At 45.8% G+C, this 26,878-nt stretch carries 31 protein-coding genes; 4 read left to right on the top strand and 27 right to left on the bottom strand.

Annotated elements, in window-relative coordinates; genetic code table 11:
- Positions 1 to 238: 238 nt before the first annotated feature.
- From creD to ACZ2XM_RS07400, 3 genes are all read left to right on the top strand, one after another.
- Positions 239 to 1,765: a cell envelope integrity protein CreD gene (gene creD, locus ACZ2XM_RS07410; RefSeq protein ID WP_490587760.1), complete on the top strand. Its 1,527-nt coding sequence runs from the start codon at positions 239 to 241 to the stop codon at positions 1,763 to 1,765.
- Between the two features lie 47 nt (positions 1,766 to 1,812).
- On the top strand, positions 1,813 to 2,115 hold the full coding sequence (locus ACZ2XM_RS07405) for a hypothetical protein (RefSeq protein ID WP_490587759.1): 303 nt from the start codon (positions 1,813 to 1,815) through the stop codon (positions 2,113 to 2,115).
- 295 nt (positions 2,116 to 2,410) lie between these two features.
- The gene (locus ACZ2XM_RS07400; protein ID WP_490587758.1) at positions 2,411 to 3,670 is read left to right on the top strand and encodes a tyrosine-type recombinase/integrase; all 1,260 of its coding nucleotides are present in this window, start codon (positions 2,411 to 2,413) and stop codon (positions 3,668 to 3,670) included.
- Between the two features lie 67 nt (positions 3,671 to 3,737).
- On the opposite strand, the gene ACZ2XM_RS07395 is transcribed toward ACZ2XM_RS07400, so the two are convergent.
- The 5 genes from ACZ2XM_RS07395 to ACZ2XM_RS07375 form a co-directional block, all read right to left on the bottom strand.
- On the bottom strand, positions 3,738 to 4,232 hold the full coding sequence (locus tag ACZ2XM_RS07395; protein WP_490587757.1) for a glycoside hydrolase family 108 protein: 495 nt from the start codon (positions 4,230 to 4,232) through the stop codon (positions 3,738 to 3,740).
- 112 nt (positions 4,233 to 4,344) lie between these two features.
- Positions 4,345 to 4,683 (bottom strand): hypothetical protein, encoded by a 339-nt coding sequence (locus ACZ2XM_RS07390; protein ID WP_490587756.1) that lies wholly within the window; start codon positions 4,681 to 4,683, stop codon positions 4,345 to 4,347.
- Positions 4,670 to 5,152 (bottom strand): hypothetical protein, encoded by a 483-nt coding sequence (locus ACZ2XM_RS07385; RefSeq protein ID WP_490587755.1) that lies wholly within the window; start codon positions 5,150 to 5,152, stop codon positions 4,670 to 4,672. The genes ACZ2XM_RS07390 and ACZ2XM_RS07385 overlap by 14 nt, the downstream gene beginning before the upstream one ends.
- Before the next feature lie 283 nt (positions 5,153 to 5,435).
- Positions 5,436 to 8,291 carry a phage tail tape measure protein gene (locus ACZ2XM_RS07380; RefSeq protein WP_490587754.1) on the bottom strand — a complete coding sequence of 952 codons (2,856 nt, stop codon included), beginning with the start codon at positions 8,289 to 8,291 and terminating at the stop codon, positions 5,436 to 5,438.
- 110 nt (positions 8,292 to 8,401) lie between these two features.
- Positions 8,402 to 8,986 carry a hypothetical protein gene (locus ACZ2XM_RS07375; RefSeq protein WP_490587753.1) on the bottom strand — a complete coding sequence of 195 codons (585 nt, stop codon included), beginning with the start codon at positions 8,984 to 8,986 and terminating at the stop codon, positions 8,402 to 8,404.
- A 95-nt stretch (positions 8,987 to 9,081) separates the two neighbouring features.
- Between ACZ2XM_RS07375 and ACZ2XM_RS07370 the strand changes: the two genes are divergently transcribed.
- Complete coding sequence (locus ACZ2XM_RS07370) at positions 9,082 to 9,528, top strand: hypothetical protein (protein ID WP_490587752.1); 447 nt, start codon at positions 9,082 to 9,084, stop codon at positions 9,526 to 9,528.
- A 26-nt stretch (positions 9,529 to 9,554) separates the two neighbouring features.
- On the opposite strand, the gene ACZ2XM_RS07365 is transcribed toward ACZ2XM_RS07370, so the two are convergent.
- The 22 genes from ACZ2XM_RS07365 to ACZ2XM_RS07260 form a co-directional block, all read right to left on the bottom strand.
- Positions 9,555 to 10,121: a hypothetical protein gene (locus ACZ2XM_RS07365; protein ID WP_490587751.1), complete on the bottom strand. Its 567-nt coding sequence runs from the start codon at positions 10,119 to 10,121 to the stop codon at positions 9,555 to 9,557.
- Between the two features lie 69 nt (positions 10,122 to 10,190).
- On the bottom strand, positions 10,191 to 10,424 hold the full coding sequence (locus tag ACZ2XM_RS07360; protein WP_490587750.1) for a hypothetical protein: 234 nt from the start codon (positions 10,422 to 10,424) through the stop codon (positions 10,191 to 10,193).
- A complete protein-coding gene (locus ACZ2XM_RS07355; RefSeq protein WP_490587749.1) occupies positions 10,424 to 12,280 on the bottom strand; it encodes a hypothetical protein in 1,857 nt (618 codons plus the stop codon). Before ACZ2XM_RS07355 ends, ACZ2XM_RS07360 begins: the two co-directional genes overlap by 1 nt.
- Before the next feature lie 11 nt (positions 12,281 to 12,291).
- Positions 12,292 to 12,636 carry a hypothetical protein gene (locus tag ACZ2XM_RS07350; protein ID WP_490587748.1) on the bottom strand — a complete coding sequence of 115 codons (345 nt, stop codon included), beginning with the start codon at positions 12,634 to 12,636 and terminating at the stop codon, positions 12,292 to 12,294.
- A complete protein-coding gene (locus ACZ2XM_RS07345) occupies positions 12,633 to 13,553 on the bottom strand; it encodes a LamG-like jellyroll fold domain-containing protein (RefSeq protein WP_490587747.1) in 921 nt (306 codons plus the stop codon). The genes ACZ2XM_RS07350 and ACZ2XM_RS07345 overlap by 4 nt, the downstream gene beginning before the upstream one ends.
- Positions 13,550 to 14,686, bottom strand: a complete 1,137-nt coding sequence (locus tag ACZ2XM_RS07340; RefSeq protein WP_490587746.1) for a hypothetical protein — start codon at positions 14,684 to 14,686, stop codon at positions 13,550 to 13,552. The genes ACZ2XM_RS07345 and ACZ2XM_RS07340 overlap by 4 nt, the downstream gene beginning before the upstream one ends.
- A 2-nt stretch (positions 14,687 to 14,688) precedes the next feature.
- Positions 14,689 to 18,258, bottom strand: a complete 3,570-nt coding sequence (locus tag ACZ2XM_RS07335; protein WP_490587745.1) for a hypothetical protein — start codon at positions 18,256 to 18,258, stop codon at positions 14,689 to 14,691.
- 119 nt (positions 18,259 to 18,377) lie between these two features.
- The gene (locus ACZ2XM_RS07330; protein ID WP_490587744.1) at positions 18,378 to 18,548 is read right to left on the bottom strand and encodes a hypothetical protein; all 171 of its coding nucleotides are present in this window, start codon (positions 18,546 to 18,548) and stop codon (positions 18,378 to 18,380) included.
- Positions 18,545 to 18,790, bottom strand: coding sequence for a hypothetical protein (locus ACZ2XM_RS07325; protein ID WP_490587743.1), 246 nt, complete (start codon positions 18,788 to 18,790; stop codon positions 18,545 to 18,547). The genes ACZ2XM_RS07330 and ACZ2XM_RS07325 overlap by 4 nt, the downstream gene beginning before the upstream one ends.
- A gap of 16 nt (positions 18,791 to 18,806) precedes the next feature.
- Positions 18,807 to 19,037, bottom strand: coding sequence for a hypothetical protein (locus ACZ2XM_RS07320; RefSeq protein WP_490587742.1), 231 nt, complete (start codon positions 19,035 to 19,037; stop codon positions 18,807 to 18,809).
- A gap of 206 nt (positions 19,038 to 19,243) precedes the next feature.
- Entirely contained in the window at positions 19,244 to 19,666 is a 423-nt protein-coding gene (locus ACZ2XM_RS07315; protein WP_490587741.1) for a hypothetical protein, read from the bottom strand.
- Between the two features lie 9 nt (positions 19,667 to 19,675).
- Positions 19,676 to 20,452 carry a phage tail tube protein gene (locus ACZ2XM_RS07310; RefSeq protein ID WP_490587740.1) on the bottom strand — a complete coding sequence of 259 codons (777 nt, stop codon included), beginning with the start codon at positions 20,450 to 20,452 and terminating at the stop codon, positions 19,676 to 19,678.
- A 14-nt stretch (positions 20,453 to 20,466) separates the two neighbouring features.
- The gene (locus ACZ2XM_RS07305; protein WP_490587739.1) at positions 20,467 to 20,913 is read right to left on the bottom strand and encodes a phage tail terminator protein; all 447 of its coding nucleotides are present in this window, start codon (positions 20,911 to 20,913) and stop codon (positions 20,467 to 20,469) included.
- Complete coding sequence (locus ACZ2XM_RS07300) at positions 20,910 to 21,287, bottom strand: phage protein Gp36 family protein (RefSeq protein ID WP_490587738.1); 378 nt, start codon at positions 21,285 to 21,287, stop codon at positions 20,910 to 20,912. Before ACZ2XM_RS07300 ends, ACZ2XM_RS07305 begins: the two co-directional genes overlap by 4 nt.
- Entirely contained in the window at positions 21,287 to 21,757 is a 471-nt protein-coding gene (locus ACZ2XM_RS07295) for a hypothetical protein (RefSeq protein ID WP_490587737.1), read from the bottom strand. The genes ACZ2XM_RS07300 and ACZ2XM_RS07295 overlap by 1 nt, the downstream gene beginning before the upstream one ends.
- Positions 21,754 to 22,023 (bottom strand): hypothetical protein, encoded by a 270-nt coding sequence (locus ACZ2XM_RS07290; protein WP_490587736.1) that lies wholly within the window; start codon positions 22,021 to 22,023, stop codon positions 21,754 to 21,756. Before ACZ2XM_RS07290 ends, ACZ2XM_RS07295 begins: the two co-directional genes overlap by 4 nt.
- Complete coding sequence (locus tag ACZ2XM_RS07285; RefSeq protein WP_490587735.1) at positions 22,010 to 22,210, bottom strand: hypothetical protein; 201 nt, start codon at positions 22,208 to 22,210, stop codon at positions 22,010 to 22,012. Before ACZ2XM_RS07285 ends, ACZ2XM_RS07290 begins: the two co-directional genes overlap by 14 nt.
- Position 22,211: 1 nt before the next feature.
- Positions 22,212 to 23,126: a DUF2184 domain-containing protein gene (locus tag ACZ2XM_RS07280; protein WP_490587734.1), complete on the bottom strand. Its 915-nt coding sequence runs from the start codon at positions 23,124 to 23,126 to the stop codon at positions 22,212 to 22,214.
- Positions 23,127 to 23,137: 11 nt separating this feature from the next.
- Positions 23,138 to 23,560, bottom strand: a complete 423-nt coding sequence (locus ACZ2XM_RS07275; RefSeq protein WP_490587733.1) for a structural cement protein Gp24 — start codon at positions 23,558 to 23,560, stop codon at positions 23,138 to 23,140.
- The gene (locus tag ACZ2XM_RS07270; protein WP_490587732.1) at positions 23,560 to 24,744 is read right to left on the bottom strand and encodes a DUF2213 domain-containing protein; all 1,185 of its coding nucleotides are present in this window, start codon (positions 24,742 to 24,744) and stop codon (positions 23,560 to 23,562) included. Before ACZ2XM_RS07270 ends, ACZ2XM_RS07275 begins: the two co-directional genes overlap by 1 nt.
- Before the next feature lie 39 nt (positions 24,745 to 24,783).
- A complete protein-coding gene (locus ACZ2XM_RS07265; RefSeq protein WP_490587731.1) occupies positions 24,784 to 25,611 on the bottom strand; it encodes a phage head morphogenesis protein in 828 nt (275 codons plus the stop codon).
- Complete coding sequence (locus ACZ2XM_RS07260) at positions 25,571 to 26,869, bottom strand: anti-CBASS protein Acb1 family protein (RefSeq protein WP_490587730.1); 1,299 nt, start codon at positions 26,867 to 26,869, stop codon at positions 25,571 to 25,573. Before ACZ2XM_RS07260 ends, ACZ2XM_RS07265 begins: the two co-directional genes overlap by 41 nt.
- Between the last annotated feature and the right edge of the window lie 9 nt (positions 26,870 to 26,878).

Below are 26,878 nucleotides of genomic sequence, written 5' to 3'. Positions count from 1 at the left end.
ACACGCTAATTATTAAGCTATTACCAATTATTACTACCTTCTGCTTTGGGTTCCAACCTGTCGGGTTTTAACCCCCTTTCTACTACCACTTTACGCTAGCCTCAATTCCATATTTTTTCCATCTGTAGCGCATCATCTTTTCTTATCGTTACCGTAAATTAGATCCTAAGCAAACCATCAGTTTGGCTCTATAGACGACTGATCCTGCTAGATTTATTAACGATAACGAGGATGCCTCATGCAAAAAGCCCTAGTCATAAAAATGTCCATCATTGGCGGTCTCTGTCTCATCTTTGCCATTGGCCTAAACCTAATGCAGTCCTTAGTCTATGAGCGCCAGCAATACTCGGATACGGTCGTCAACGAGATCAGTAGCCAACACGTTAACCCGCAAGAGGTCATTACCCCGTTTATCGCGGTACCGACGATTATCACGCCGAACTGTGATGCCGAAAAGGAACGCAATTGCCGGCCTGCTTTCGAATTAACCACGCCCCAACTTGCCAACACGACTCAAGCGCAGCAATCGCTAGCTGTGAGTACCGATACTTATCAACGTGGTATCTATCATGCGACCAGCTATCAAGGCGACCTCACTTTCAAGCAGCAGTATCAACTTAGCTTGCTTACGGTTCCGGCCAATCCTCCTCTAACGATAGCCGCTACGACACCGACAACCAAACCAGCCGTCCCTAGTCCTGAAAACGTTAACCTTAGCGCTTATATTAAACAAGGGGACAGCATCAGTTACGATTGGTCAGCCGCGCGCTTAATCATCCCAGTCTCTGACTTGCGTGGCGTCTCGCAACTGCCTATTGTTCGTGTCAATGGCAAAGCAATGACCGCCAACTATCCCGTCACACCAAAAATGGCCGGCCTAAGCTATGTAGAAGTCGTGCTGCCCGCAGATTTAATTCAGCAGAAGACGCTACAGGTCACCGTAGACTTGCCCCTTATGGGACTAAGTGCAGTACGAACCATCCCATTAGGCCAGCAGTTCACTATGACTATGGATAGCGACTGGCACGCCCCTAACTTTATTGGGCAAGCTCTGCCTGCTGACAAAACTTTCGATAATCAAGGTTTTCAAGCTACGTGGGAAAACCAATACCTCACCGTCGCCAATAATCAAATGCTAACTCAATGCCTGACCAACCCAAGATCTACCTGCGACATTCAGTCCAATCTCTATCCTGCTGGTATGGACGATAGTATCGATGCAATGCACCAAGCAGAAGTCGCAGTGATAGCAGCGAACGACGCGGCAAACTCTCAATCCATACAAAACATCCAGATGAATGGCTTTGGCGTGAGCTTCGCCGAGCCCAATGATATTTATTTGCAGACCGAACGAGCGATGAAATACGCGCTGCTATTAATCGTAGTCTCTTTTGGTACTTTCTTCCTCTTCGAAATTATTAAATCACTTCGCATTCACCCTATCCAATATTTACTCGTTGGCTCAGCCTTATTGGTGTTTTATGTGTTACTCCTGCCTTTAGCCGAGCAGTTCGTTTTTTGGCAAGCCTACGCTATCGCAGCGACCGCTTGTGTCGGATTGATTGGCTGGTATACCTATTACGTGCTCAATAGTGTCAAAAGAGCTGCAATATTCACTGCAATTTTAGGCGGTCTATACGCTGGCTTCTATGGGCTATTAACCGTAGAGGATTTAAACCTACTCCTCGGCGCCATCTTCTGCTTTGTCTTAATTGCCAGCGTCATGATGCTCACCCGCAAGATTGATTGGTATCGCGTCGCCTAACGCTTATAGCAACTTCTTAAACCTTTGTCATAAATCAAGGATATTTTATGAAACCGACTATCGAGAATATTTCTAATCCGCAATCTCACGTGGGTAGTATGCTGGCGCTAGCAGAGAACTTTCTACTATCGCTACCGGCTGCTACTTTAATATCCAATAACTCTGACATGTCTGCCTTCTCTCCTTTAGCCATCGGCAGTAATCGGCAAGATTGTCTGACCTATCTAGAGCAGCGTAATATAAGGAGTATCAGCTTTGCTCATTGGCTCGCTATACCCCCTCTACACTTGCTATTAGTCTTTAAAGGTCAATGCTGCGTGGCGGTAGAGCATCAGTTATTAAGACCCTAACAAGCTACACTAAAAATAGTTTACTAAAATAGACACCCATAAAAAAAGCGAACAAGTCAGTAGCCTGTTCGCTTTTTGGTATCTGGTATCTGGTATTCATGTTTTAGTTCTAGCTTAATCAAATTTTAGGCAAAAAAAAGCGACTTCACCAGTATGTTTATTTGTTATTGCTTGATACGGATTGCATCGGCTTGCAACTTATGAAATATAAGGGAATTACGGTTTTTCCTATTGCATAGTGCTGCAATCTATTGCAAACTTTGGCAGACCTATTGGCTACCTAATTGGCTACCTAATGTCTATCAAAAAATTCAAAGCGGAAGGCATAAAGACCGACTCGCAAATCAAGCAGGCTATCAAAGAACATGAGGATGGCGATGTTGCATACATCATCCAAGGTCACGAAGGCTTGGATATTCGCATTCGGAAAAATAAGACCTCAAAGACTACTATATTTCGTCATCGCTTTACAAGCCCCGTGACATTAAAGCGCCCATACTTCACTTTGGGCACATATCCCTACTTCACGCTTGAGCAAGCAAAAGACAAATATCGTGCTAATCTTGAGTTATTAAGTCGTGGCATTGACCCCATGCAGGCTGATACAGAAGATGAGCAGATGGCGGCATCAGTGCCAACTTTCGAGGAACTGGCTGCAAAATGGCTTGATGAGCAAAAGGCATCAGGATTATTTGAGCATCGCACAATAGAGCAAAAGCGCAAACACGTAGAGTATGCAAACGTCAGACTTGGCAAGCTGTCAATTGATGCGATCAAAACGCCCCACGTATTAAAAGCTATCAAAGAGATTGAGAGTGACACTATCCCGACCGCCAAACGTGTGAGAGGTGTTTGTCAAAAGATATTTGCACTCGCTATCGGTGAGGGCTATATAGAGTCAAACCCTGCTATAGCCGTAGTCGATTTAATGCTATCAAAGCCTAAGACTGAGCATCATGTATCTATAGTTGAGCCTGAGCGCTTCGGTGAACTACTGCAAGATATTTATGCTGTGACCGATTTTTACGGCCATGCTCAAGATATTATCAAGCTGCAAGCTATGTTGTTTCAGCGCAATCAAGATATGTGCTCAATGAGATGGGCGGACATTAGCTTTACAGCTAAGACTTGGACGTTTAAGCCTTCTAAGACGGGCAACAGGGGCGATATGGTTAGCAGTCTTGTTGTACCGCTACCAGAGCAAGCTATGGCGATTTTAGAGCGTCTGCATAATGAGACGGGCGATACTCCGTTTGTGTTTTACAACAAAAGGCGAGCGTCAAAGTATGAGCATCAGCAGCAGCTTAATAAGTTTTTATGGCGACTAGGCTATAAAGACATTCACACGCCCCACGGCTTTAGAGCATCTGCTATAACAATGATACAAGAGCAGCTATCCTACCCTAAGCATCTGCCCGACTTACAAGCTGGGCATAAGCTCAGAGATAACAATGGCGAGGCGTATAGCCGTGTTAAGTTTTTAGATGAGCGCACCGAGATGATGAACGCTTGGGCGGATTATCTTGATAGTTTAAAAGTGGCGAAATCGCCATAATTACTTGTCACTCAAAAAACCGCCAAATTAATAGCGGCTAAAGGTAGCTAGATGCGGCTAGATGCGGCTAATTATCTTGAGCTGCCCATCGTAAGTTACCGACTACACGCCTTGCCCAGCCACGTCCAAATGTGGGCCACGTTTTAAGGTCGGTAAAAAACTGTAGGCGCTCAGCTAAAAATAAAAACACAACGTCATTTTTATCTTTACTCGCAACTGCTGCAAGTGTCTTGGGTCCGATGATGCCGTCAGCCGCAACGCCCACCGCTTTTTGTAAAAACTTAACAGCTTGGCGGTTGCCGTGATTGTAAGCTGCGTCGACCAATTGCCATGCGATCATTTTATCGAGCTTATCACCTTGCACCGCTTGCCAGTACAGTTTGTCAGCAATGGCTTGCGCCGTGGCTTTAGGCAATTGACGCATTGGACCAGTATAGCCATATTCACGCGCAACACGTTTAGTCACGCCCCACATCGTCTCGCCGCCAGGGTCCTTTGGGTTGTTAACGTAACCGCCCTCATGCGCCATTAATCTATCAAACAATTCTTTAAATTTACTCATATTCTTCCCCAAAAAAAACCGCCAATTAAGGCGGTATTGATCTCTCTATCAGGCCCAATAAAATCAGGACTTGGCTGCTAAAAATCAGCTATAAAAGCCGTTCTTGATCACATCACAATCTAAACTTTCTATCGTTACGACACTTGGGCGCATAACTAACAATGCAAAATAGCGTAATTGACCAGCAGATAGCGTTGAGCAATCGCCCTACCGTGTAGCCCCATGTACCGGTCCACTCCATTTGATAGAGCCATTCGGGGTGATGATAAACAGCTGCAAACGACACCAGCATTAACTCGCACCAGTACAATATGCCGCTTGCCACCACCATTGTTGGTAGAAATGGCGTGTAGACCTTGCGGTTGAGCGCATTGAGCTTGAACACAAAAACGTAAAGCCCTGCAAGTAAGCTGATAAAGCTCACCAATAAATCATAATCAATCGGCTGCATCTTCTTCACCTCTCTTAGTTTTACGCCCAAACACGCGCATCGTTGCCGTGTCTTTGGTTAGGTCATAAACTTCGTTTTGCCGCTTTTGGTCACTGATGTAAACCATCAGCCCCGCGCACAGTGGCGCGCTAAAGCATGATGCAAATAGCGCGAATAATGGCAAAGCTCCCATTGGTGTTGATGTCAAAGCATCAAGTGCTAGACATAGGGCCATACCCCAAAATGTGCCAATAACCACCTTTGCGATAGCTGGGTTCTTGAGCTTGCTATCCACATCAGTAACGTAGATAAAACTAGCACAAAAGCCACCTGCAATCGCAAACACCCATATGCCAAGCCAGGCAACGACAAATGGCGGGGATAGCTGGCTAAGCCCCAAGCCGTCCGCCGCCTTCACCGAAAGAGGGTATGATGCGGCTATAGCAATGAGACAAGCCCACCATAGCCGCGCTATTTTGATTTGTAGCATTGTCTCTCCTTAAATTTTTGGTACAAAAAAACCACCGCTAGGGTGGTTGTGGTTAAAACGCTTTCCATATATAACAACAGATAATGATCGTCAGTAATATCGCTATAAATCGCCATGCCTTCATATCGTTTAGCTCCTTTAGACAAAAGCCAATAATTTTGCTAAAATCTTCCATATGATTTATTCCTTAGTCGTGTAAGGTGTAAATACAAAAACCCCCAAAGGTTGCTGCCCTTGGGGGTTTTGCTTTATGCGTAAAAAAACCACCCGAAGGTGGCTGTAATTAATAACCTGCTACTGATCGTGACTCACTGAGTTGTTTTAAAAACGCCTCAAACATTGCCTCTTGAGACTCGGGGATTGTTGCATTGACCGTGCCGCTACTAGATTGCAAGTTGACATTGATAGTTTTGACCGGTGCGCTTGTGGCAGTGTTTGCCTCGCTTTTCTTACGGGCTAAGTCGGCAGCTACCGCGTCACGGTTATCTTGTATTTGCTCAGGCGTAGCACTGCCTGCCGTACTTGTACTGGTAGAGCTACTGCTATCACTTCGTCTATGCTTCATATTTTTGGCAGAAAAGCTCTCAGCCTGCCTATCAACGGCGGCAGTAACACGCTCCATGTCACGAGCATAAGCCTCCATGCTCGACCACTTGTAACCATCAACAAACCCCATGCTTTTCATGAGCTTTTTGTATGATTCGTCAGCGGTTTCTGACGTGCCATTTAGTTGATTTAAAGCGGCAATCTTATCTCTAATACCTGCTGTTGCTCGCTGCATCATTGCAAGGCTTGCGCTTTCGCTCTTGGTGTTAGCGTCATTTGCAAACTTAGCGTTCCAAATTGACGTTGATTGCTGCTCTCTAGCAGTGGTGTTTTCTCTGACGGCGCCGGTGTTTACACTGGCTTTGCTAGTGTTATCATCTAGCGCTATTGTATGCTTGTCCAGTGCCTCAGCAGCGGCTTTAGCTGCTTGCTCACCGCCTTTCATACCCTCTTGCAGCTTTTTGTGCTGCTCGGCTGTGATGACTGATGACAAGCCATAATGCTTTGTGACCTCATTTAGCGCAATGAACTCTTCTTTGGTCTTAGCAGCATTCAAACCCTCGGCAAATAGCGCTGATAGCAGCCTGGCTTTCTCAGTAGCGCTGTACGTGCTTTCTGATACCGACTTAGCACCGTTGGCAATCAGGTCAAACGTCTGCTGTGTCTTGGTATTAACGCCATTAAGGTTTTGCTGAACATCAATATTGAGCGCTGAAAAAGTACTCTCGATTGCTGTGCGTACTTTCTCGGCTTGTTGCTCAGCTTCCGTGCCCATTTCTTTAATAGAGACTTTAGCTTTTTCAACAGACTCTTTCGCCTTGCCGCCTAAGTCGCCTGTGCCGGCAATCAAGCGATTTATCAACGCAGAACCAACAGTCGCTTCTTGCCCCGTCTCAGTAATTAGTCCTAATAGCTCAGCAAACTGTTCGGGCGCACCAAAACCATCTATCATCTCAGATACGTTTTTACGAATTTCAGCAGTTGACTCCTCTGTTCCCTCTGCGCCCTCTTTTGCTGCCTTAACTATACCCTTGAATGTTTCAGCCATTCCGCTGCCCGCTGCGCTGACAGTTTTCTCGGTATTCTCGCTCTCACCTGCGATTGAGCGCATTGATGCGCCCATGCTTTTAGATGCCTCAGCAAGCTCATCTGTAGCATAGTTGCGGAAATCTTCACTGGCTTGCATTGCACGACCTAGACCTGCTGACAACTTATCAGCAGCGCCTGTAGATATGCCGAAAAACTTAGCAATGGCGCTACCGCCATCAATCATCATTTTCCATAGCTCAGCAAAAATGGTGATGACCATTGACACAGCAACGCCGATTGCAAGCACTCCGCTTTTTAAACCCTGGAAAGCGATATTCAGCGCTTGAAACGCGCCATTAGCTGCGATGCTGATACCGCTTAAGGTTTCTAAGCTGCCGCTAACTTTATCAATGACCGCTGCCATATCTATGTTACGGATAAAATCAACAATATAGCCGGTCGCCTCAGTAAATACCTCACCTATGCTTTTGCCTAACTGCTCTATTTTTCCTGAATCTATCAGCTCACCAATGACGCCACCAACGTCTTTAAAAGCCTGTGATAGCGGCTCTAGGATTGGCTCGCCTAGCGTATCTTTGACTGACTGCCATACACTATCAAGGCTTGCAAACGCACCTTGCCAAGTGCTGTTCATGATTTCGGCTTGCTCTGCTGCTGCACCCCCTGCATTATTTAGCTTGCCTGTTAGGTCATCAAGCGAACCCATGCCTTGCGCCAGTAGTGCTTTTAGAGCTGGCCCTGCCTCCAAGCCTAGCGCATTGATTGCCTTTTGACCCCTATCACCTGACGCTGCAAGTTGTCTGATTGCCTCATTAAAGTCATTAGTCGTAATGCCAATGTTTGCAAGCTCACGCTTAAACGATGATGCACTATTGCCAAACTGTGACAACATTCCGTTAAACGATGTACCTGCTCGGCTAGCGTCAATACCTGCGTTGGCAAACTGACCGATATAAGCAGCCGTTTCCTCTACGCTGATGCCTAGCGATGCCGCAGTGGGTGCAGCATAGGACATGGCAGAACCCAAGCCCCTAACATCAGTGTTAGCACTTGCAGACGCTTTAGCGAGTACGTCAGCAACACGAGCTGAGTCATCAAACGATAATCCCATGCCCTGCACAGTTTTAGTTACAAAGCCTGCTGCCTCGCCTAGTTCTAAAGCGTTACCCTGTGCCAGGGCCAAGACTGACGGCATAGTCTTGAGCGAGTTCTCAACGTTAAGACCTGCACGGGCTAATATTTCAAACCCCGCTGCAGCTTCCGTAGCGTTATAGCGTGTTGACTTTCCAAGCTCAACAGACGCCTCTTTGATGCGGCTCATCTGCTCAGTCGTTGCGCCAGACACCGCTTGCACCGTTGTGAGTTGCTGCTCAAAATCAGCCGCACCCTTGGTGGCATCAGACAAAAAGCCGACTATTTTATAAGCGGCAACGCCCACGCCTAGCGCACCTAGCGCAACGCCCAACTTACCAATGGCGGAGTTGGCGCTATCAATACCTAATGTATTGGATGCAAAATTAATGATGTAGTCTAAATCTGCCATATCTCTCTCGCTTTACTGTGGGCAATAAAAAACCCTCAATTAAGAGGGCGTTGGTTTTCGTTGGGCTAATTAGTCAAGTGCTAAGAAAAGCCATTCTCAAGATGAGAACATCACCATCTAGCTACAGCATCAATACAGGCTAAATAATTGGCTAGCGCAAACTCCCTGATCGCTTCTTCTTGGTACTTATCGGTGCTAAAGTTCGGTTTGCGATACGCATCAGTGATTATCGCAGTGTACATCCTATTGATTTTCATCGCTGCATCACTGCCATTATTTGCTGAATCAAGTGTCGCTAAGGCGGTTTGAATGGTTACACCGTTAAGCCGCGCCCTCATTGCACTCTCTGAAACAGAATTTACAGAATCGCAAATCTGCTTCTTTGAAGCTTTGACATCCTCTTTATCGGCTGCGTATTTATTGCTTGACGCCTCTCGCTTTTCTTTATTGGCGGCATTAATAATTTCATTATTGGCCGCTGCTATTTCGTCATCTGACACAATTCGTGTGGCAGGTTCTGATTTAACGCTCTTGATTGGCGCTGCTATAGGCTGTGGAATGCTAGCGCGCAAAGCCTCGGTTTCAGCCATGCGTGCAATTCTAGCTTTCTCAGACTGAGTGCTGTTGTAGTAGTTATAACCAATAATCGCCAACAAAACTAAGGCCGCAATAATTACTATTTTTTTAATATCCATGATAAAGTGCTCAATAAATTACATTTACCTAACTCTAACTTATTGGTTAGGTTTGAGCAATATCTTCGCCTGCTATTCTAATATTGGAGACACCAATGGACTGTCCTACCTGTAATTCTAAGAGCACTAAAAAACTATCAATGGTCTATGCGCAAGGCACTAGAAACTACAATTCAAGAACATCTGGTAGCAGTGTTAGCAGTCGAGGAACTTTCTCCGGTCGTAGTGGTAACAGAGCCTCATCCTCTCAAAGTGCATTAGCCGCCGCCGCCGCGCCGCCAACGCCAAGTCGCATTCCTAAGATTGTCGCTCTTGTTCTTACTATCACATTCATTCTTCCGTCTTTTACATTAGCCTTTTCTGCGGCTGAAGATGCATCTATTTGGGCAAGAATCTTAGCATTTCTTATTTTGATTACATTTTCAGCTGCAACTTATTTTATCTATAAGTTTTTAAGTAAGTCCCATGAAAAACGCAAAGCGGATTGGGATAGAGCTTGGATTTGCCTGCGCTGTGGTGGAGTTTACGACCCTTTTGTCTAGTAACTAGTCAGCCAAAGGGTTTTAAACTACAAATCCATTGCTCTTTCATCGTAATAAGTGAAGTCAAAAAAGAATTCAGCATCAGGAACCCCATTTAGCGGCAATGTTATAGATGCCTTCTGAGACATTTTGATAGCTCTTAATAGTTTTTGCATATCCTCTTTGGGCATAAAACTATCTTCTTCAATCCTGCCGTCTACAACTTCAACAACCTTATAAACATCGCTTAGACTGCCATTTTTTTTGTATCTTAAACTGCAAGGCGTGTCGCAGGCTGTGCCAGAGAACATGACTGTAATATTTAACGTCTCAACAACTTTGTCACTTAGTCTGGTTTTTTGAATGGTCACAAGCATCATAGCCTCGTTGTACATGTTACCCGTAGGTATAGTGTTTAATGACCGTGATTTAGCAAACTTTGATAAACCTGTCTGACTGTACTCCCAAAGGGATTTTACATTAGGATTGGGGTTGTTCGGCTTTGTTACCGTACTGCCTATACCGCCACCCGGTCTAGCGGCATCCATATCATCAAAACCGCCACCACAGGCTGTTAGGGATAAAAACAGTACGCCAATCAAAAGCTTATTCATTGTAATTTACCAGTAAGTTATTTTTCCCCAACTTTAGCCCATTTGCAACAATTCAGCAACACCTAATCATCACACCTCGATCTCTATATAGGTTAAATCAGGCGCCTCGCCAATAATCTGAGTGCCTCTGATAAAGACCTTGCTGTCTATCTCGTAGGTCGCTTGACCTTGCACATCAGTGTAATTACCATCTGGCATCTCTACCGTGTACTTAGTGCCATCACGACCTTTAACAGTCGCTATCTGCTGAGCGTCACCACGGGTAACGTCAGTAAATAGCTTCCATAAATTTCCCATTGCCATTAGACAAACTCCTTATCAAAATGACGCTCAACGTCAATAGACTGCTCAATTTGCAGCGACCCATTACCGCCAAGACCGCCTGATATGGTCGTACCTCGAACCATGCCGACCCATGAGCCGCCATCATTAACTCTGATTAAAGTCGATGGCGTCAGCAGCCCAATATCGCTGTGCATTGGTAGCGATAATCCAATGTTGCCTATATCACCTGTGTCGCTCAGCACACATTGCCCACGATGCCTTGCAACCGCGGCATCGGTTATCAGGTCGCTGACGACTTGGTTAGGCGTATAGCCGCCTGACGTACCACTGCGCTTAACTAAGGCGCTGATGCTGCCCTCACGCTCGCCTGACACCATCACACCGTTATAGCGTGACTTCTGCACACGGTTGCGGCTGCGACTTGTTATCAGCTGCTCAGGGATAATAATGCTTGGCGTTTGCTCTGCCCATTCCCAACTTGGGATAGGATAGTTACTTAGCACTCGAATAACATCATCTGATGGGTGCGAATTGATAAAGCCACCTGCTGCCTCTGCAATCCACTGTAGGCTGTTGATAGGCGTACGATTGGAGTAGCTGTAAGTATTAGCCGGTACGTCCCAACCAAGCTCGCTGACAAGCTGCCAGTCGAGTGTAAAGCCTGATGGTATGCTATTGCGATTAAGCTCATCATTAGCAATCTGGCGGGCTGTCATGGGCGCTGTGTATTTATAGCCCCTGTGCTGGGCAAATGGGTAAGCAAGTCTTGACGCTCGGCTCTTGCCCTTGATGCTTAAGCTGCTGCTATTAAACTGACTGTTGTCATCGCAAGCGCCTAAGATGAATCGCCATGCTTGACCGTTGACCATCAGCTCAACTTCAATTTCAGGCACATTAGTAATATCAACTTTGCCAAGCTCAGTAAAGGGCACATTGGCACTAAACGTCCAGCAATAACTACTGTTATCGATACCGACATTAAAGCTCAACATCTTAATCTCATCACCGCTATCAATGCGAGTGAGCAATAAATCATTAATCACAAATATAACTCCATCGCTAAATATTGGCTTGTCATCTGGATCAACTTGATACTGACAGCCGACCCCAAAGTTTAGTAAAGCATTGGGCGCAAACCAAGGGCACTCAAAGTTAAGTATGGTCGTACCTTGATAGTCATCATCAATAATCACCACATAAGGCGCAACCCAAGGCGGGATTTTAGACACCTCAAGTTGTGACAGTTTATTACTAGCATTAAACCTAGCAGTCTGCACATATGACGACCATGAGCCGCCTATAGCCTTTGCTGTCTCGATAGCGTATTGCCTACGCATCGCTAAAAAGCGCATAACCTCAGCGTCTAGCGACCTGCTGCGACTAACTAACCTTGCTGTCTCAGCACTAACAATCCGGCTGTGACCGATTAGGCTAACTGTCTTGTTTAAGCTATGCTTACTTGTACCGATTAGCTGTGATTGCTCAGTATTGATACCGATAATCGCAGTGATGTTTTTATTAGACTCAAAAACAGCAGTTAAGCGGTCAGTAACGAGCCCTGAGGATTCAAAGCCTGCCTTGCTGTCAACAAATAATGGCACTGCGCCATCATAGCTACCGCTAGCATTATTGCTCACCAATCTGCTTGACTCGATGCCTCCTTGCTTGTCGCAGATAGCACCCCTAAACACATTGGAGTCATAGCTGATAGCGCCGCTTGCGATAGCATTTAGATTGTAAAAAACTGCGCCCGATATATTAACGTCATCAGCACTACCGCCGCCACCTGAATCAAAACCGAAATTAAGCGTGGTGCTTGACTGCTCAAAAACCTCGGTGAAATTAAGAGTAGTGCTAGGGGTATAATCCGCCATTATTTACCCCATTAAATTTGAATAGACAAATCCGTTATTGTGACGTTACCGCCCGCATAAATACCGCTGCTATCAAGTATTAAATCCGTGCCCACATCGAGCGTTAACATATCGACACCCGCTTTACTCGTTAGCTTTGCTGTGGTTGGCATTACTGACTGTCCCGCTAAAGCGAATTCGGGCAAATTAAAAACTATCTTTCCGCCCGAAATGCTTTGCTCAATCGGGCTTGGCATGACAAACGCTGCAACCGCTACGCCTGACTCATACAACGTTAATGTTGCAGAGCCACTACCGTTAATCGCATCAGCGAGACCCCGTAGCATGGCGTTTTTAGCCTGATTTGTAAGTATCATTTATCAGTCCTAATCATATCCTGCACAACAGCGTTATAGTCACGCTCATGGTCGATAGACACAACGTAGCACTCGGTATTGCTTGGCAGTCCTGACACTGTGTAATTGCCAAATTCATCCGACCATGTTGCACCCAGCAGCTTGCCAGTGAATCTATGATAAACCATGACCTTACGTGATACAGGGATGCTAAGTTCTAGCGTCTGCCCCTCTATAACGCCCTTGTAGCTTGATGGCACTATCATGCCGCCATTGGGTAGCTGTTCTGCACCGCCTAGATTTACTCGGTTATAAACATGATGCTCGGGCGTAAAGTTTGTCGTATATTTAACACCGTCCCAAATAATAAGCTGATGAATTTGCGCCTTGCTATACTCGTCATCATATAGCTCATTGTTGTAATTCATGTAACCTAGGGTTAGGTTTGGCGGGTTTTCGATCGGTCTTGTTGTAGCCTCGCTCGCTACTTCTGTACCATTTATATAGAGCTTTTTGTGAGTGCCAGTTAGCACCCAAGCGAAATGAAATGTCTGATTAACTGGCAGAGCATTGACTTGCATTGAGTGCCTAGTCCCATTACCTGAGTTAAATCTAAACTCACCACTGGTGCTGATGCCCATGTAAAAGCCACGTGAATAACTCTCACCCGCAATGCCAGCAATAATATCGACGTTAATAGAGGGTTTTTTAGCCTGCGGAGTAAGATACATCCACCCCTCAATTGTCATCTGCGGTACAGAGCTGGGCAGACGTGCCTCATATCCCCATTTTGCTGTTGTGTTGCCTGCCAAGTCGTAATAGTAATAACTATTCCTTATTGCGACCTGTGAAGGGGTATTTTTTAACGCTCTTGGAAACGATGATAAATCTCTCAGTCCGCTACTATCAGCCTGTAGCAATAATATAGGTCGCATCATTCAGCCCCTAGATTAAAAACCAAGTCATAACGATTATTTGGCATCGGAATTAGTTTATATAGCGCGCCATCTGATTTTAGTAGCTTGGTATCTGTGCCTTTCGATGGCACAACACCAACACCATCAAAAACACCTGAAAGGAATTTAAGACCTGACGACTCCCTAAAAAATACAGGCGATTGCAACAGTATGTCTTTTGCAGGATATAACACGGCAGAATTAATCGATGTTTCCACGCCCTCCCCCATCTCACCGAAAAACGGAATGATGCTGCTAGGTGCATCAGCGGTAAATGATAGATGAGGCAGACCGACTGACACGCCCAAGCCAAATCCATTTTTTGCAACTAATGCTTGTTTTTTGGTCAGCTCAACAGTAACAAGCGGCATACCAACAACAGAGCCGATTGATTTATATCCGGCATCGCTATAAGGGTATAAAATTAACCAGAATTTAGCACTATCACCTATTAAGATGTAATCCCTAGTGCCGCTTGGCGATATTCCATCATCAGGATTTGCACCATAGACGCTTGAGTAGTACCACTTAAACCACCCGTTACTGCGTCCTGAGATAGACTGCCTGTTCTGCTCGGGGTAAGCAGCATAGTATGGCTCATGCCAGTCAGCAGCATCAAAGCTTGTCATGTTTGAGCAAATCTCAACTGATGCAAACTTAGACGCACTGGCAGAAACACCGCTAAACTTTGTGTCATCAACTCGCAAAAATGCAGGGTAGCGAGGGTCTGGCGATTGATAGCAAGCCTTGCCCTCGCTTGCAAAGTGTTTTGTCCAGCCAATCGGGGCATAACGCACAACAAGCCCTGTCTCGTTAGTCACGGCGGTGCATTTAAAGCTGACAGTAGTTGCGCTAATGTTTGTTACTCTAAGCTCAGCGCCCTGTAAGACCGACTGACTAGAGCCGTCCAAAACAATTACGCTATCTATTAAAAAGCCGTGATTGTTTGGCACTGTTAGGGTGCAAACGCCGTCAGCCCAAGCCAAAGATGCTACAGCCCTGCTATTAGCTCCCTCGACAAGCAAGCTATTAAGCATTTTTACAAGGTCACCCTGAGTGTTTGTAATAACGGGGATTTTATCGCCCATCAACTTGCTATCAAACCATTTAATCATTTTTATATTCGCTCTCTGTCAATGTTAGCGTGGAATCCGATAGTGAAGTCGTAGGTATCAAGCCGTGACAACTGATGCTGCTGAATTGCATTACCAATCCATAGCGGGTAGGCGGCTGCAATAGTATTAAATCGCACCACGTTGCCTGCGTCCCAACCACTGCCCCATGCTGCTGACGGTACGGTAAAGTACGGCTGCCCCGTCATCAGATTAATTGGGGCGGTAGCACTACCGATAGAGCCTGTGCCAATCTCACCGACTGTTTCACCTAAAATCCTGAATGACGTTGAGCCGGTAAAGATAAGCGCCCATCGCTCAGTAATTGCATCGCGATTAGTAACGACAATTGGGTTGTTAGCCGTCTGAATCTGCGACTCTGAGCGCACACCAATCAACTGGTCAGACCACACGCCATTCCATGATTTTTGACTCAAGATATTAGCAACTCGTGATTGCATATCACCTGCAAGCAACATCGTGCTAAATACCGCTTGAGTACTGTAATCGTGAGTGATTGGCGTTGATAGCGTCACACGACCTGATATATCAGTATCAACAACTTGCGCTAAGTCCATGATGCGATATTTGGCAGTAAATGGTGGGGCATATAGCGACACATCAAAAGTACCGTTAAATCCCGCCGTACCTGCATCTAAGTCGATATTAAGCTCGTCATAATCAACTTTGACGCCATCGCTATCAACTATCATCACATCAGACAAGCGCTCAAATCCTAAATCAAAACTATCATTAGGCTGATTGGTTGGCAGCTCCATTGTCTTAAGCTCAGTGATAGCGATTGAGTCACCTGCTTGTACAAACTGCACACGACCGTCTGTTGGCAAGCGTACTGGATCAAGTCCGATAATCTCACTATTAAGCGGCAAGTAAGTGTAAGCAATAGCGTTATAGCGCACCGAATCAGGCCTAACGTAGTACGGCTTATTGATATAATTTGTGCCACCGTCCATATAGATGTTAGCAGCGTCATACCAAGGCTGATTAACCACCGATGGATTAGCAGTAACACCCAATTTCTCGTAAAAATACAGCGCTACAACACCGGCTTTAAAATCCACCGTACCGTGTGCATACTTGCTGCCCGTGATATTGCCTTGAGCATCAGTTGATAGGCTCAAATCAGTGCCGTCAGCGAGCGTACAACTAATCTGCAAGCTTGATTTCTTGATAGGCGCTACTGGCGTTCTAAAAATGATGTTAGCAAGCGGCACGGGGTCGTTTTCACGCGTCATTGATTGCAAGCTTGTGTTGTTACCCATGCTCGCAGCCCAACTTGTTAGCGCAACTACTCCGCCCTCATAATCAATAGTACCGACCTGATTTTTGCCGCTAAAAATAGCGCCTGACTTGTCAGTGATAGCGCTTGTAAATACGGTCGCATTTAGAGAGCCTGAAAGCACCGGAGCGTCAACCGTTTTTGGCAGCTCAAGATACATGGTGCTTGGTGTAAATTTAGGCGTTTTTGCTTCGGTAGCTGTGTTTGTGCGAGCTAATCCTGATACCGTGGGATTTCTAAACTGACGATTAACCGTCTTAGTCCATGGCTTAAATACAGGCGATACGCCCGGTCGAGCCAGTACATCTACACCCGATATTTGCTTAGTCACTGATATCTCAGCATTGATTGTTTTACCCGCAGCATCGACGGTCTGACTGACAATGCTCACTGTGTAAGTCGGGTCGATGTGATAGCTAAAATTACCGCTACCAAAGTCTTGAGTGCCAATGGGCGTACCTTTTGAGTATCGAGCATAAGACTTTGCACTGGTCACATTTAAGCCGTCAAACTCTAGCTTGAGCATATTGCTCTCTGAGTACACCTCGATAAATCCGCCAACAAACGTATCTGTCGTGGTCGCCGATACGACTAGATTGCCACTACCATTTACTGTTGCCGCCCCTGTCACGACCTTTGTAGACTCGGGCAGTAGAGCGTCATAGCTCAACGTTATCTCTGTGCTAGTGGCTAACGTAGTCTTAGGCGCAAACTGCAACTCATTACCAACAAGCTTGCCTGTTGCGTCACCCGTAATCACACCGTTTGACGCTGTAGCTGTTCTGCCACTACCCCATGTAATTGTAATATCACCTACAGGCTGACCGTCTAACGGCAACACATGATAAGCAGGTGCAAGCGCTTGTGAGTTATATTTAGTTGTGCCAAGGTCAGTACCAAACGTATAAATAATATGACTACCGGCATCGGGGATTGCCTCAGTTGCTAGCAGTACCGTCTTACCTCGCACCGTACCTCGACCATTGCCACTTGAATCGACCAAGCTGCCACGACCGTCGTCATGCACAACATAGACACGGCCATTGACCTGATAAGTCACAGTTAAGCTGCCTGCGACCGGCTCAGCGCCTAGCTCACGCACGTAGCTGTAGCCCGCCTCATCATCAACTATCTGATAATCGGTCTGTGATACCCGTGTGACAGCGCTAGCAGGGCTGTACGAGCCTGTAACTTGCTTACTGCCCCAGTTTGCATTGTCATACCATGTAATCTGACCTAAATCATATTTGATAGACCCATACGGTACTTGAGCGCTATCCACAAGCTCGCCATCACTGTCAGTGAGCGTCTTACCGTTAACTATAATCAGTAGCGTCCCTGCGTAAACACCGTTTGGCAGATTAAGGCTAGTATTGGGCGCAATGGTATCGGTCTGATTAATCTGTATCGTGCCGTCACTGCTCTTAATGAGCGTTAGCTGCTGATTAACCGGGTCACGCTGAATTAGTGGCGATTCGACTTGAGTAGATGGCACAATCTGAGTAAAGATGGATTCAAGCTTGACCTGACGTGACGCAAGTGCGGTTACTGGCTCAGCTAAGTGACTGGCACTGTAATATTTAGCAGCGTCAGCAATGCGAGCTTCGCGCAAAATGGCGCGTCTTGCTACCGATGTGTTTTGATAAAACTCTTGCACAGTAAGACCGTTAAAAGCACGTTTTAAGCCCTCGCTAATCTCGATAGTAGCGACACGGCGGGTTACTGACGTTTCAACGTTACGCTGAAATCTGCGCTCGATACTCTCAACTTTAAGCACACGCACATACTGATAAAATTCGTCAGCTAAGCCCTCGTTTTGCACCAATACTAAAGCCTGACCAACTGACGGCAATGGGTCTGCTAAATCTAGTGAGATTTGGATGACACGCTGTCCCTCTAGTTGAGCCTCTAGCACATGACCCGCCCAACGTGATCCAAACGCTAAGTAAGATTCAATCTTGTTTTTAGCATCACTGCGTCTATCAGCAAATGAGGTTGCTTTAAAAGCAAACACACTCATGTTCTCGTTATCAGGCATCTCAGTGATTAAGAATCTGGCTGCTTGCAGTAGCTCAGCCGTTGCCGTTTTAACTGCTAACACGATTTTACGCAGACGCACACGACCAGTTAGCGCATCAATATCTGACACATCAGGAAACAGGTTGTTAGATACACCGTCAGCAATAGGCTCAGCAGTTGGCAATCCGCCCCCGTCTGGAGTATCAGCCATAACCTCGGTCTTTAAAATCTCTAAGTCGTTTTGAGTAATTGCCATGAGTCATCCATCAAAAATTGGGCATAAAAAAACCACTCAATAGAGTGGCAATGTTGAAAATTAGGTAATAAAAAACCCACTAATCAAAGTAGGCTTAATTTACTATTAATTAATAACTGCTATTTTGCGGTATCCAGTTTATCAGCATAAAATTTCAGCTCCCTAGCCACTTCTCTCGCCTCGCTTGCAGTTAGCTTTACGCTTGCCCCGTATGCGGATTCGTAGTGCTTGCTGAAAGACATTGCTATCTTATTGTCAATTATCTTAAATTCTTTTTCGTAATTACTCATATCAAGCACCTCCCCGTTTTTGATAAGTTGCTAGTTTCTGCGGGTTTAATGTGCGCTGCAACAGGCATCTGCAAGCTAACAACTCCTGTTGTGTAGTCAACTGAACCGCAGATTCGACCATCGCTGTCAACCATATTATCTACCTCATTGGAAATACAAGGGCTATTGAAGTCACTACCATGGATTACAACATCTAATTTCATAGCGGCTTTAATTCGGTTATAAACTCTATTATCTTGCATAACACACTCCATATAGTCACTCATCGCCACTTCCGTATTGCTCATTCTCTATTTCTTCATCTTTTATAGCAATGCGTAATAGAGCATGCAATCCACTGGATGCCTCGCTACTGGCTTTAAGCATAGATTTTATATCATGCGTAGAATCAAGCAGAACAGCAACAATGCTTTCAAGTTTTTTCTTCATTGCTATCAAGTCAGATGCTGCCGCTGTTTTTTGGTAAGATTCCAACCACTTATCACTCATATCATTACCCGCTGCATAACCGCCATTAGGATTGTCAGCAACACATTGGCGCAATGTGCGTTCGGGAGCTAGCCTATCTGACCTCGTTATTATACCATCTGTCCTACTTATCTAGCGTATTAATCGCCATCGACATAATGCAAAGTAGGGCTAATAAGAGGGCTAATACGATGCCGCCCAGCGCAATAATTGTTAGCATGGTTGGGTCATTCAGCATTGCCAACCTCGATAAATCTAAGCGTTACGGCAAATAGGTCGTCAAGCGACGGACTAATAAAGTTTTTTAATGGCTTTGCTGTGATAGCTTCGCCTGTTGTATCAAACATGACCTTTGCGCGCTTAACCTGACCATCTGCTCGATAGTCAAGCCAATAAGTAGCGCCCAACTTGTCACGCTCAGCTTTGAGCGCATTGACCGTAGCACGGGTTAAAAACCCCATATCATTAGGCGCTTGCATCGTGTGCGGTCTACCCGCCTTGCGTATCGACTGCTGAACAATCATAGTTCCGTCTAGTGCGTAAATGGTGTTTGACACTAGCGGTGACCAGTCATGCTCATCGCTAGGGTATAGCTCATCGTCAAGCTCAATAACAGCATCGGTGACGGTATTAGTAAGCTTGGTGTCCATGAGTCATCCTTAAGGAGTAGGTGTTTTAATGATGTTGATAATGCGGCCATAACCATCTAGCAAGCTGCCATCAGATTGCACTTGGTCTTGTACGATAAGCGCTGTACCGCCAAACGTAAGCTCGCCCACTTCTTCGTTAATAAACTGCATTGAGTTATCAGTTTTCGGGCTGTAACGATACAATTCAAACGACATTGGGTCGCCACCAAACGCATCAACGCCTTTGAAAAACACGTAGTATTCAGCATTATCGGGCATCGAGAAAAACTCAGATACCGTGATTTCGCCCTCGGTATAACTGGCTTTAAATGGCCCAGTAAACGACTCCAGGTCTTTAAAGGTAACCACGCCGTAATCCGCATCGAGCGTGTAGTTAACATCCTCAACTAAGGTGCCTGGCGTGCCCGTGCTATCAGTAATTGTTAATGCCGATACGTTGACGCCGTTTAGCTTAACTGACTCACCCGCTACGGCTGTTGGGATTACTTCGTCAGTGATAGTATTCGAGCCTTTAGCGATTAGCTCGGCGCCAAACGCCAGTGCTACATCAGCAGGGACCAGCTCGTTGGTTGTCGCTGATAGCTCAACCGTGCGGCCAGTGGTTAAGATTTTGGCGTCTGCACGTTTGCCGGTCTTGGTTTCTTTAATGGTCGTGCTTTCAGTCGATACGCTGAGCTCCACTGAGGTTTGGTTGCCAAGTTCGCGGATCGTGGTCCGTTTACCGTCAACAATACGCGCAATCATTAGCGAGCCTTGCAGCGATTTAAAGTGTTCGTTTCTAGCCATGAGATATACCTCTATTAGATTTTACGTAAAATTTCAAACATGAATGGGAAGTAAGCAAATCCGCTATCGCTGCCATTGGTCACTGGACACGATGTTTTATCGAAACGCCCGTAACCTTTCAATTGCGGGTTAAAGTCCATCATGCAATCATGTAGCTGCATAATGTATGGGTCTGCTAATGCTCGTATGCTCTGAGTGCTAGTAGATTGTGACTCGGTATCATTGATTTTTAAGACGACTAACCACTGGTCGTACTGGATAGACTTGGTGCGATTGTCACGCCCTACTTGCTCGCTGAAGCGTTCGCCATACCAAATCACACTAACTGACGGCGCGTTATTACGATTATCAAGCATAGTCTCAATGCTAAAAGGCGTATCAACATCGATAAGCCCCGTAATATTGTTTTTTATGTGCTCAACCAGTAGCGGCTCAACGGCAAAGTATTGTGATGTTGTCATACAACCGTCGCCCCCGATTTGAAACTGTCATCGTAAAAGTCGCCAGTCTTATCAATGATATTTCCATCATCGTCAATCAATGCCAATTTGCCTGATGCTATTTTATCCAGCCATAAAACAAGGTTTTTATAGTCCTCATTAACGTCATCAGGACGCTTGTTTTTAAATAGCTTGTAGCGAGCAACCAACGCCGTAGCATCTTTTAAAGAGCTTGGAATGGTTGCTAGTGGCAGATAGTCGGACACGTAGCTGTTAACGTAGCGTGTGGCATCAGCTATGCGCGTAGCGGTCGCATCAGGGTCTTTGATGTTGCGTTCAAGACCTGCGATGTCGTCCTCGCCATATCTATCAACTAAATCATCTCTAGTAATCATCACTTCACCCTGTATGTTATTGCCTGACGCATTTGACCGGTATCAATCAGCGGCTTACTTGAACCCTTACGGGCAATAGTAGATGCCGCCAATGGCGTAAATTGAGCCGTTATCATGTATTGCTGTATGTCTGCCACAGCCATAGTGCCGATTGTTTGCCAAGTATTATTGAGCGACTGCTTGCGCCGTATGATTGGCGTAATTTGCTTACCTGCATACGCAAGATACTTTTTACGATTGGCTTTTAATGACGGCTCGATAAACGGACGTTTTGGCACACCCAAGCCTAGCTCATGAATAGCAGCTAGGTCTTTTAGTGCAATCGGTCTAGCCGCCTTGCTAGTAATTGACGGTTTGTGCATCTTGTTATCAAGATAGCCAATCTCAACTTTGCTCGTAAAGTTTCGAGCCGTTGAGCGTATGCGGTCAAGTAAACCGTTATCGCGCGTCGTTACCGATGTGGTAATCATTTGGCTGTTTTGGCATCAGCCTTAGTATCAGGCTTTGCCACCTTGTCATTAGCCTTAGGTGCTGACGTTAGATCAGGATTAACCACTGTTTTAGTGGCGGCTTTATCAATCACCAAATCACCGCTTGCGAATAACTTAGCGCCGATGCCATTTGCTTTGACTTTAGCCAGTTGGTCATCTGCAAGCTCGGTAGCCTTGTCTTTTTTAAAGGCGATATCTGCGACCGTGTAGCTCTCATGCGCGCCCACGTATTTAACCTTTGTCATTTTTTTTAGCTCCTGACTTTGTTTCTTTGGTTGTTGGCTTAGCAACTTCAATCAGTCCGGCATCAACCCATGCCTTCATAACAGTATGCTTATCATCAAAACTAGGCGCGTTAATCACGCCCCCAGCTTCAACAACATCACCAGTTGCTAATACCAAACGCGACTTGCTTACGTTTGTTATTTGCATATTAAACCCCGTCCATGTAACGAACCGCATCAGGATTGCGAATCTCAACACCACCTAAGCGGAAGATACCTGGCACTACAAAGTTGAGCGCACCTGTTTGATACGTTTCTAAGAATTTAAGCGGCATTGGAATGTGCAGCTTTAAGACACGCGGATTACGTGAGTAAGCCATTGCACGATCAAGTGTGCCACCAGTGCCGCCATTGGTTAGCTTGCCAACTGCGCGAATAGTCAATGCCTGACCAGTCAAAGCTGTGTAAGTGTTGTACTGCTGGATAAAGCTCAATAGCGTACCGCCTGAGTTGTTGGTCAGCGGCGTACTAGCTAAGTAGTTAAACTGTGCTAATGGTAATAGCAGGGTATCGGCCGGCATTGTGTTGTTGGTTGCTGACGCCGTACCGCTAATCAAAGCGTTAATATCTTTTAGGATTTCAGATTCAGTAGCAGTGATAAACGTCTTAGTCGCTGAAACAGTGGTTACTGAATCATTGTTAATAAGACCTTTAAAACCTTTGGCTTCGTCACCAACAAAGGCGACCTTATCAACAAAATGCTCGTAAGTCTCACGCGCTGCTACGGCATCGTCAGCGGCTAGATTAACGCCGTTTTGAGTAGAAGCCATTAGCTCCTCATAACCGTAACCGTAACCAATACCCGCCATTTCGATAGTAGATTGGTGCTTGGTGGCAGTCGTACCTGCTAGATTGATGTCGTCAGCATTACCATTGACCCAATCAGCCTTGCCGTACATATCCTTGCTTTTGAATGTAACGGTTTGCGTCCATTCAGGCGCAGAATTATCGACAGGGATTAGGTTTTGGTACTGCACTTCTGGGAATACCGTTTCATAAACTTCGGTTTCGATGTGCTCACGCTGACCATTGATAAAAGCCAGCATTGTGTTTGCTTCGTTCATAATTTCTATCCTTATTTGATTCGTAGCTGAGCAAGTGCGCCCGCTGCTGCCGATGTGTCAAAGATTGCACCTGCAAATGCAGCGCCCGCTTTATTGAATTTGCCAGTTGCTAAATCAACGGCTGCCGCGTCACCCGCTTTAACAGCAACAGTAACTTCGACCCAAATCACGCCTTCTTCTAAGATACGCGCTGTTTCAAACTCAACAAATCCGCCAACCGTTAAATCACGGGCGGTACGATCAAGCACGGTAACGCCTACAAACGCAGTGTCACCAGTGGTAGCAGCTCGGACTGTTTTGTCCTTAGTGCCTTGTACTACAGCACGACCAAATGGAATGCCAGCAGCGCCTTGTACGACACGGCTAATGATGTTTTTGTTTTCAGTGTTGGCGATTGCGCCCGCTACACCTGCGTCCATTTCAGATTTATACATTATGCTGTCGCTCCTTTGTGTGCTGTAGTAAGACCAGCTTTGTATTTGTCATAGGCACTCATTGGTTTGTCATCGCCTACGTTTGGATTGTTTAAGCCATTCAGTGCGCTGTCAGCGGCGATGACTTGAGGTTTGCTATCAGCAGTGGCTAACAGTGCTTTAAACGCTGTATCAATCGCTGACTGCTCAGCATCAGCAACACTATCACCCACGATTGCTTTAACCAGATTGTCATTAGCTTTAGCGGTGATAACATCGCGGCGAATCTGCTCAGATGATTTGCCATCAGTGACAATCTGATCATTCAGCTTTTTAGCGTTGTCGATTGTGGCCACACGGTCAGCAACCAACTGCTCGATTTGCTCAGGTGTGACTTGCTTAGCTGCCAACTCAACATTAGCATCAGCCAATGCCTTGTTATCGCCCACCAACTTATCAATGGTCGCTTGTGTAGCGTTAAGCTCAGACAAGCTAAACGCTTGGTCGCCTACTTTCAGCTCACTGCTTTTTAGCGCGTCAAGTTCTGCGCCTTGTGCTGTGATTGCTTGAGCAAGCGTATTGTTATCGCCCACATCAAACTCTAAGTTACCGATTTTTACTTTCATACCTTGCTCCGTTTTTACCGATTGTTTATCGCCTATTTTGCAGTCATCGCCGCATCTGCCCTCACGGACAACAGCAACATGGTCAGCAACCATACCCACCCATTGCCCGTGAAATGCCTGTCCATTTCCTGTTATGCCAGCCGTCATATCTAATTCAGCGGCATAGCCTAAAGATATTTGTCTTATCTCGTTTTGCTCGATGGACTCAATCGCCCATTTGTCTTTGATAGTCAAGTCAGCGACTAGATAGCCGTTTTCAGCTCGCACGTTTTTAGCTGTGCCTATTACGTGGTCTTTGTAATTTTCACTGTTGAGCTGATTGCCTTTTGGGTGCATCATGACCACATCAGATGCGGTGAATCCGTCTATGACCGCTTGGCTAAATAACACATCAGGCGAGGTGTAAATGCCGACAATATCTGTGGGCCCAAACCCATCAGCAATGCCAATCTCACCCGCGTAATACTCTTTGACCATCGGCTTGGCCAACGTCACGCCCATGCAAATCAAAAACCCTTGTGGCGTGCGTATGCGGCTTGTTGGCTTTAGGTCGATGACCTGGTTAATCTTAATTTTCATAGTTTGCGCCCATTAAAAAACCGCCCATTAAGGCGGCTGTTAATTCATTAGTTCGCTAAAGTCTGGTATTGCAGTGCATCGACAATTGATAGCTTGTCCAGGGTGACCGTCCATAGGTGGTTTGTCCCATGCGATTAAGTCACCGTCCCAATTAGCATGACGCTTTCTCACTCGCTCATCATGGCTCGTTGACCAAAAGTAATGCGTAATGCCTAGTGATTGCTGTCTAATCTGTGACAATCGGCTGTTAATCTTACCCAGTTGGTCACGCGCTATCAGCTTGGCTCTGTTCTTTGTCACGCCCTCAATCTTTAGTAAGTCATCAGCTAGGGTGTCGTTAAGCGTACCTGCTTGCAGACTTGCCATGACAGCCTGCTCTACTCTGTCGAGATACTGCTGTGGTATTGAGTTGATCAGCGCAATGTTAGCCGCTACCGCCTCGTCAACTGCATCTTTAAGTACGCTATCAGCCATTAAGCCGCTAAAGTCGATGCCCGTGGCCTTTAGTATCATGCTGTTTAACTGTCTGTCCGACTGCTGACCTTGCTTACTGACCACCGTTTGAGCCAGTGCGCTAGCAATACCTGATACTTTGGCTTTGACCGTGTTCGCTGTCTTGCTAAACGCAGATTTGAAGTCACCGAACAAGCCATCACCGACCATCACGCTGTCACCGATACCAGGCTGCTCAATCAATGGCATGAGCGCCTTTACTGTCTCAGTGTGCATATCATCAACGATAGCGAGTAATGCCCTTGTGTAGTCCAGCTCTAACTTACGAGATACACGTACTGGCTTTGCTTTAGCCTTGCGCCCTCGCTTGCGCTTACTCGCTTGCTGTATTAGCGGCTTTAACTGGTTTAACATCGTCTTGCCCCATATTAAAGTTAAGACCGCTTAAAAGCTCGATATGGTCATCATCAATCACGGTATAAGTATCTTGCTCAACCAACTGTTTAGCGATTTGAGCCTCGGTGATAATGCCATTCTCAAGATACTTAATATCACGCTCAGCATTGTTTTTCTCAATCTCACTCAACGTCTTTTCGTCAAGCTGCCATAGCGGTGTAAATATTAAGCTTGGCTCAACGCTATCAGGTAACAAATAGCCGCTAATCATATCTAGCAGCTTTTGCAACACTGGTAGCAGGTAATCACGCTGATAGCTGCCTACCGTGTCGTAGTAGTTTTTGAGGTCATGCTCACCTGTTGAGTTAAGTCCAGCAGGGGAGCGACCAAACAATATCGTGTAAGGGATATCTGCTGCGCCTGATAACTGAACCGCGAACTCTTGCATCAAATCAGGCAAGCCACTAAAGTTATAGGTCTTGCTTTGGTAATCCTCCTGTTTATCAAGTAGGACTGTACCGTTATTGCCTTTGAGCATACCGACCAACGCGAACCGTTTAACGATAGCGTCAGTTTGATTTTGAATCTGATTGGCTAAATCTGGCGTTTTGATAATATCAATCTTAGCCTCATGCACTAATGACGCAGCATTTGCATTGACACTGGCATAACGTAACAGCTCGGCATGAATGCTTTGCAGCACGCTATCGCCACCGCGCCATTTAATCTCAATCAAGCGGCTGTGGTGTACGATTTGGTTAGGCATTCCAGCGCCTTGCTGCAACCGATAATAGACCGGCTTGTCATACTCGCCTTGCGCCTCAGAAGCAGGTCGCATCTCTGTACCTGCCGCCAATTTTGATATTGACAAAGTAGTGATATAACTCAAACCCTTGCTTGTATTAATGGGTGTGCTAAGCGGCATATCATCATTGGTTGCAAGTAAGATGTACGACTTGCCATGCAACCTTGCCAAACTCATTGCTTTACTTAAGTGGACATCAAGTTTTAAGCGGTCAAGCTCGTTGTTCAACTTTTGCAACTGATCGCCTGCAATACCGCCAAAGTAATAACCTTGACGCATCATATCTTGTACTGGTCTATCAATGATTTTACGTGCTGTAGCATTAGACTTATTTAGGTTATCCAGCTCCATAACCGACTTTGGCACATGCCATGCAAACGCATCATGACTCGCCTTGTCTCTACTGGTGCCAAGCTTGCTCACTAAATTGACCAGCGTGCTATCAGCAATGTTCATTAGTTTATTTAGCATAAATTATCT

The sequence above is a fragment of the Psychrobacter sp. CoH-33_TS_01 genome (assembly GCF_058189395.1).
Note: the sequence above shows the minus strand (reverse complement) of the source record. Positions and strands in the feature narration are given on the sequence as shown.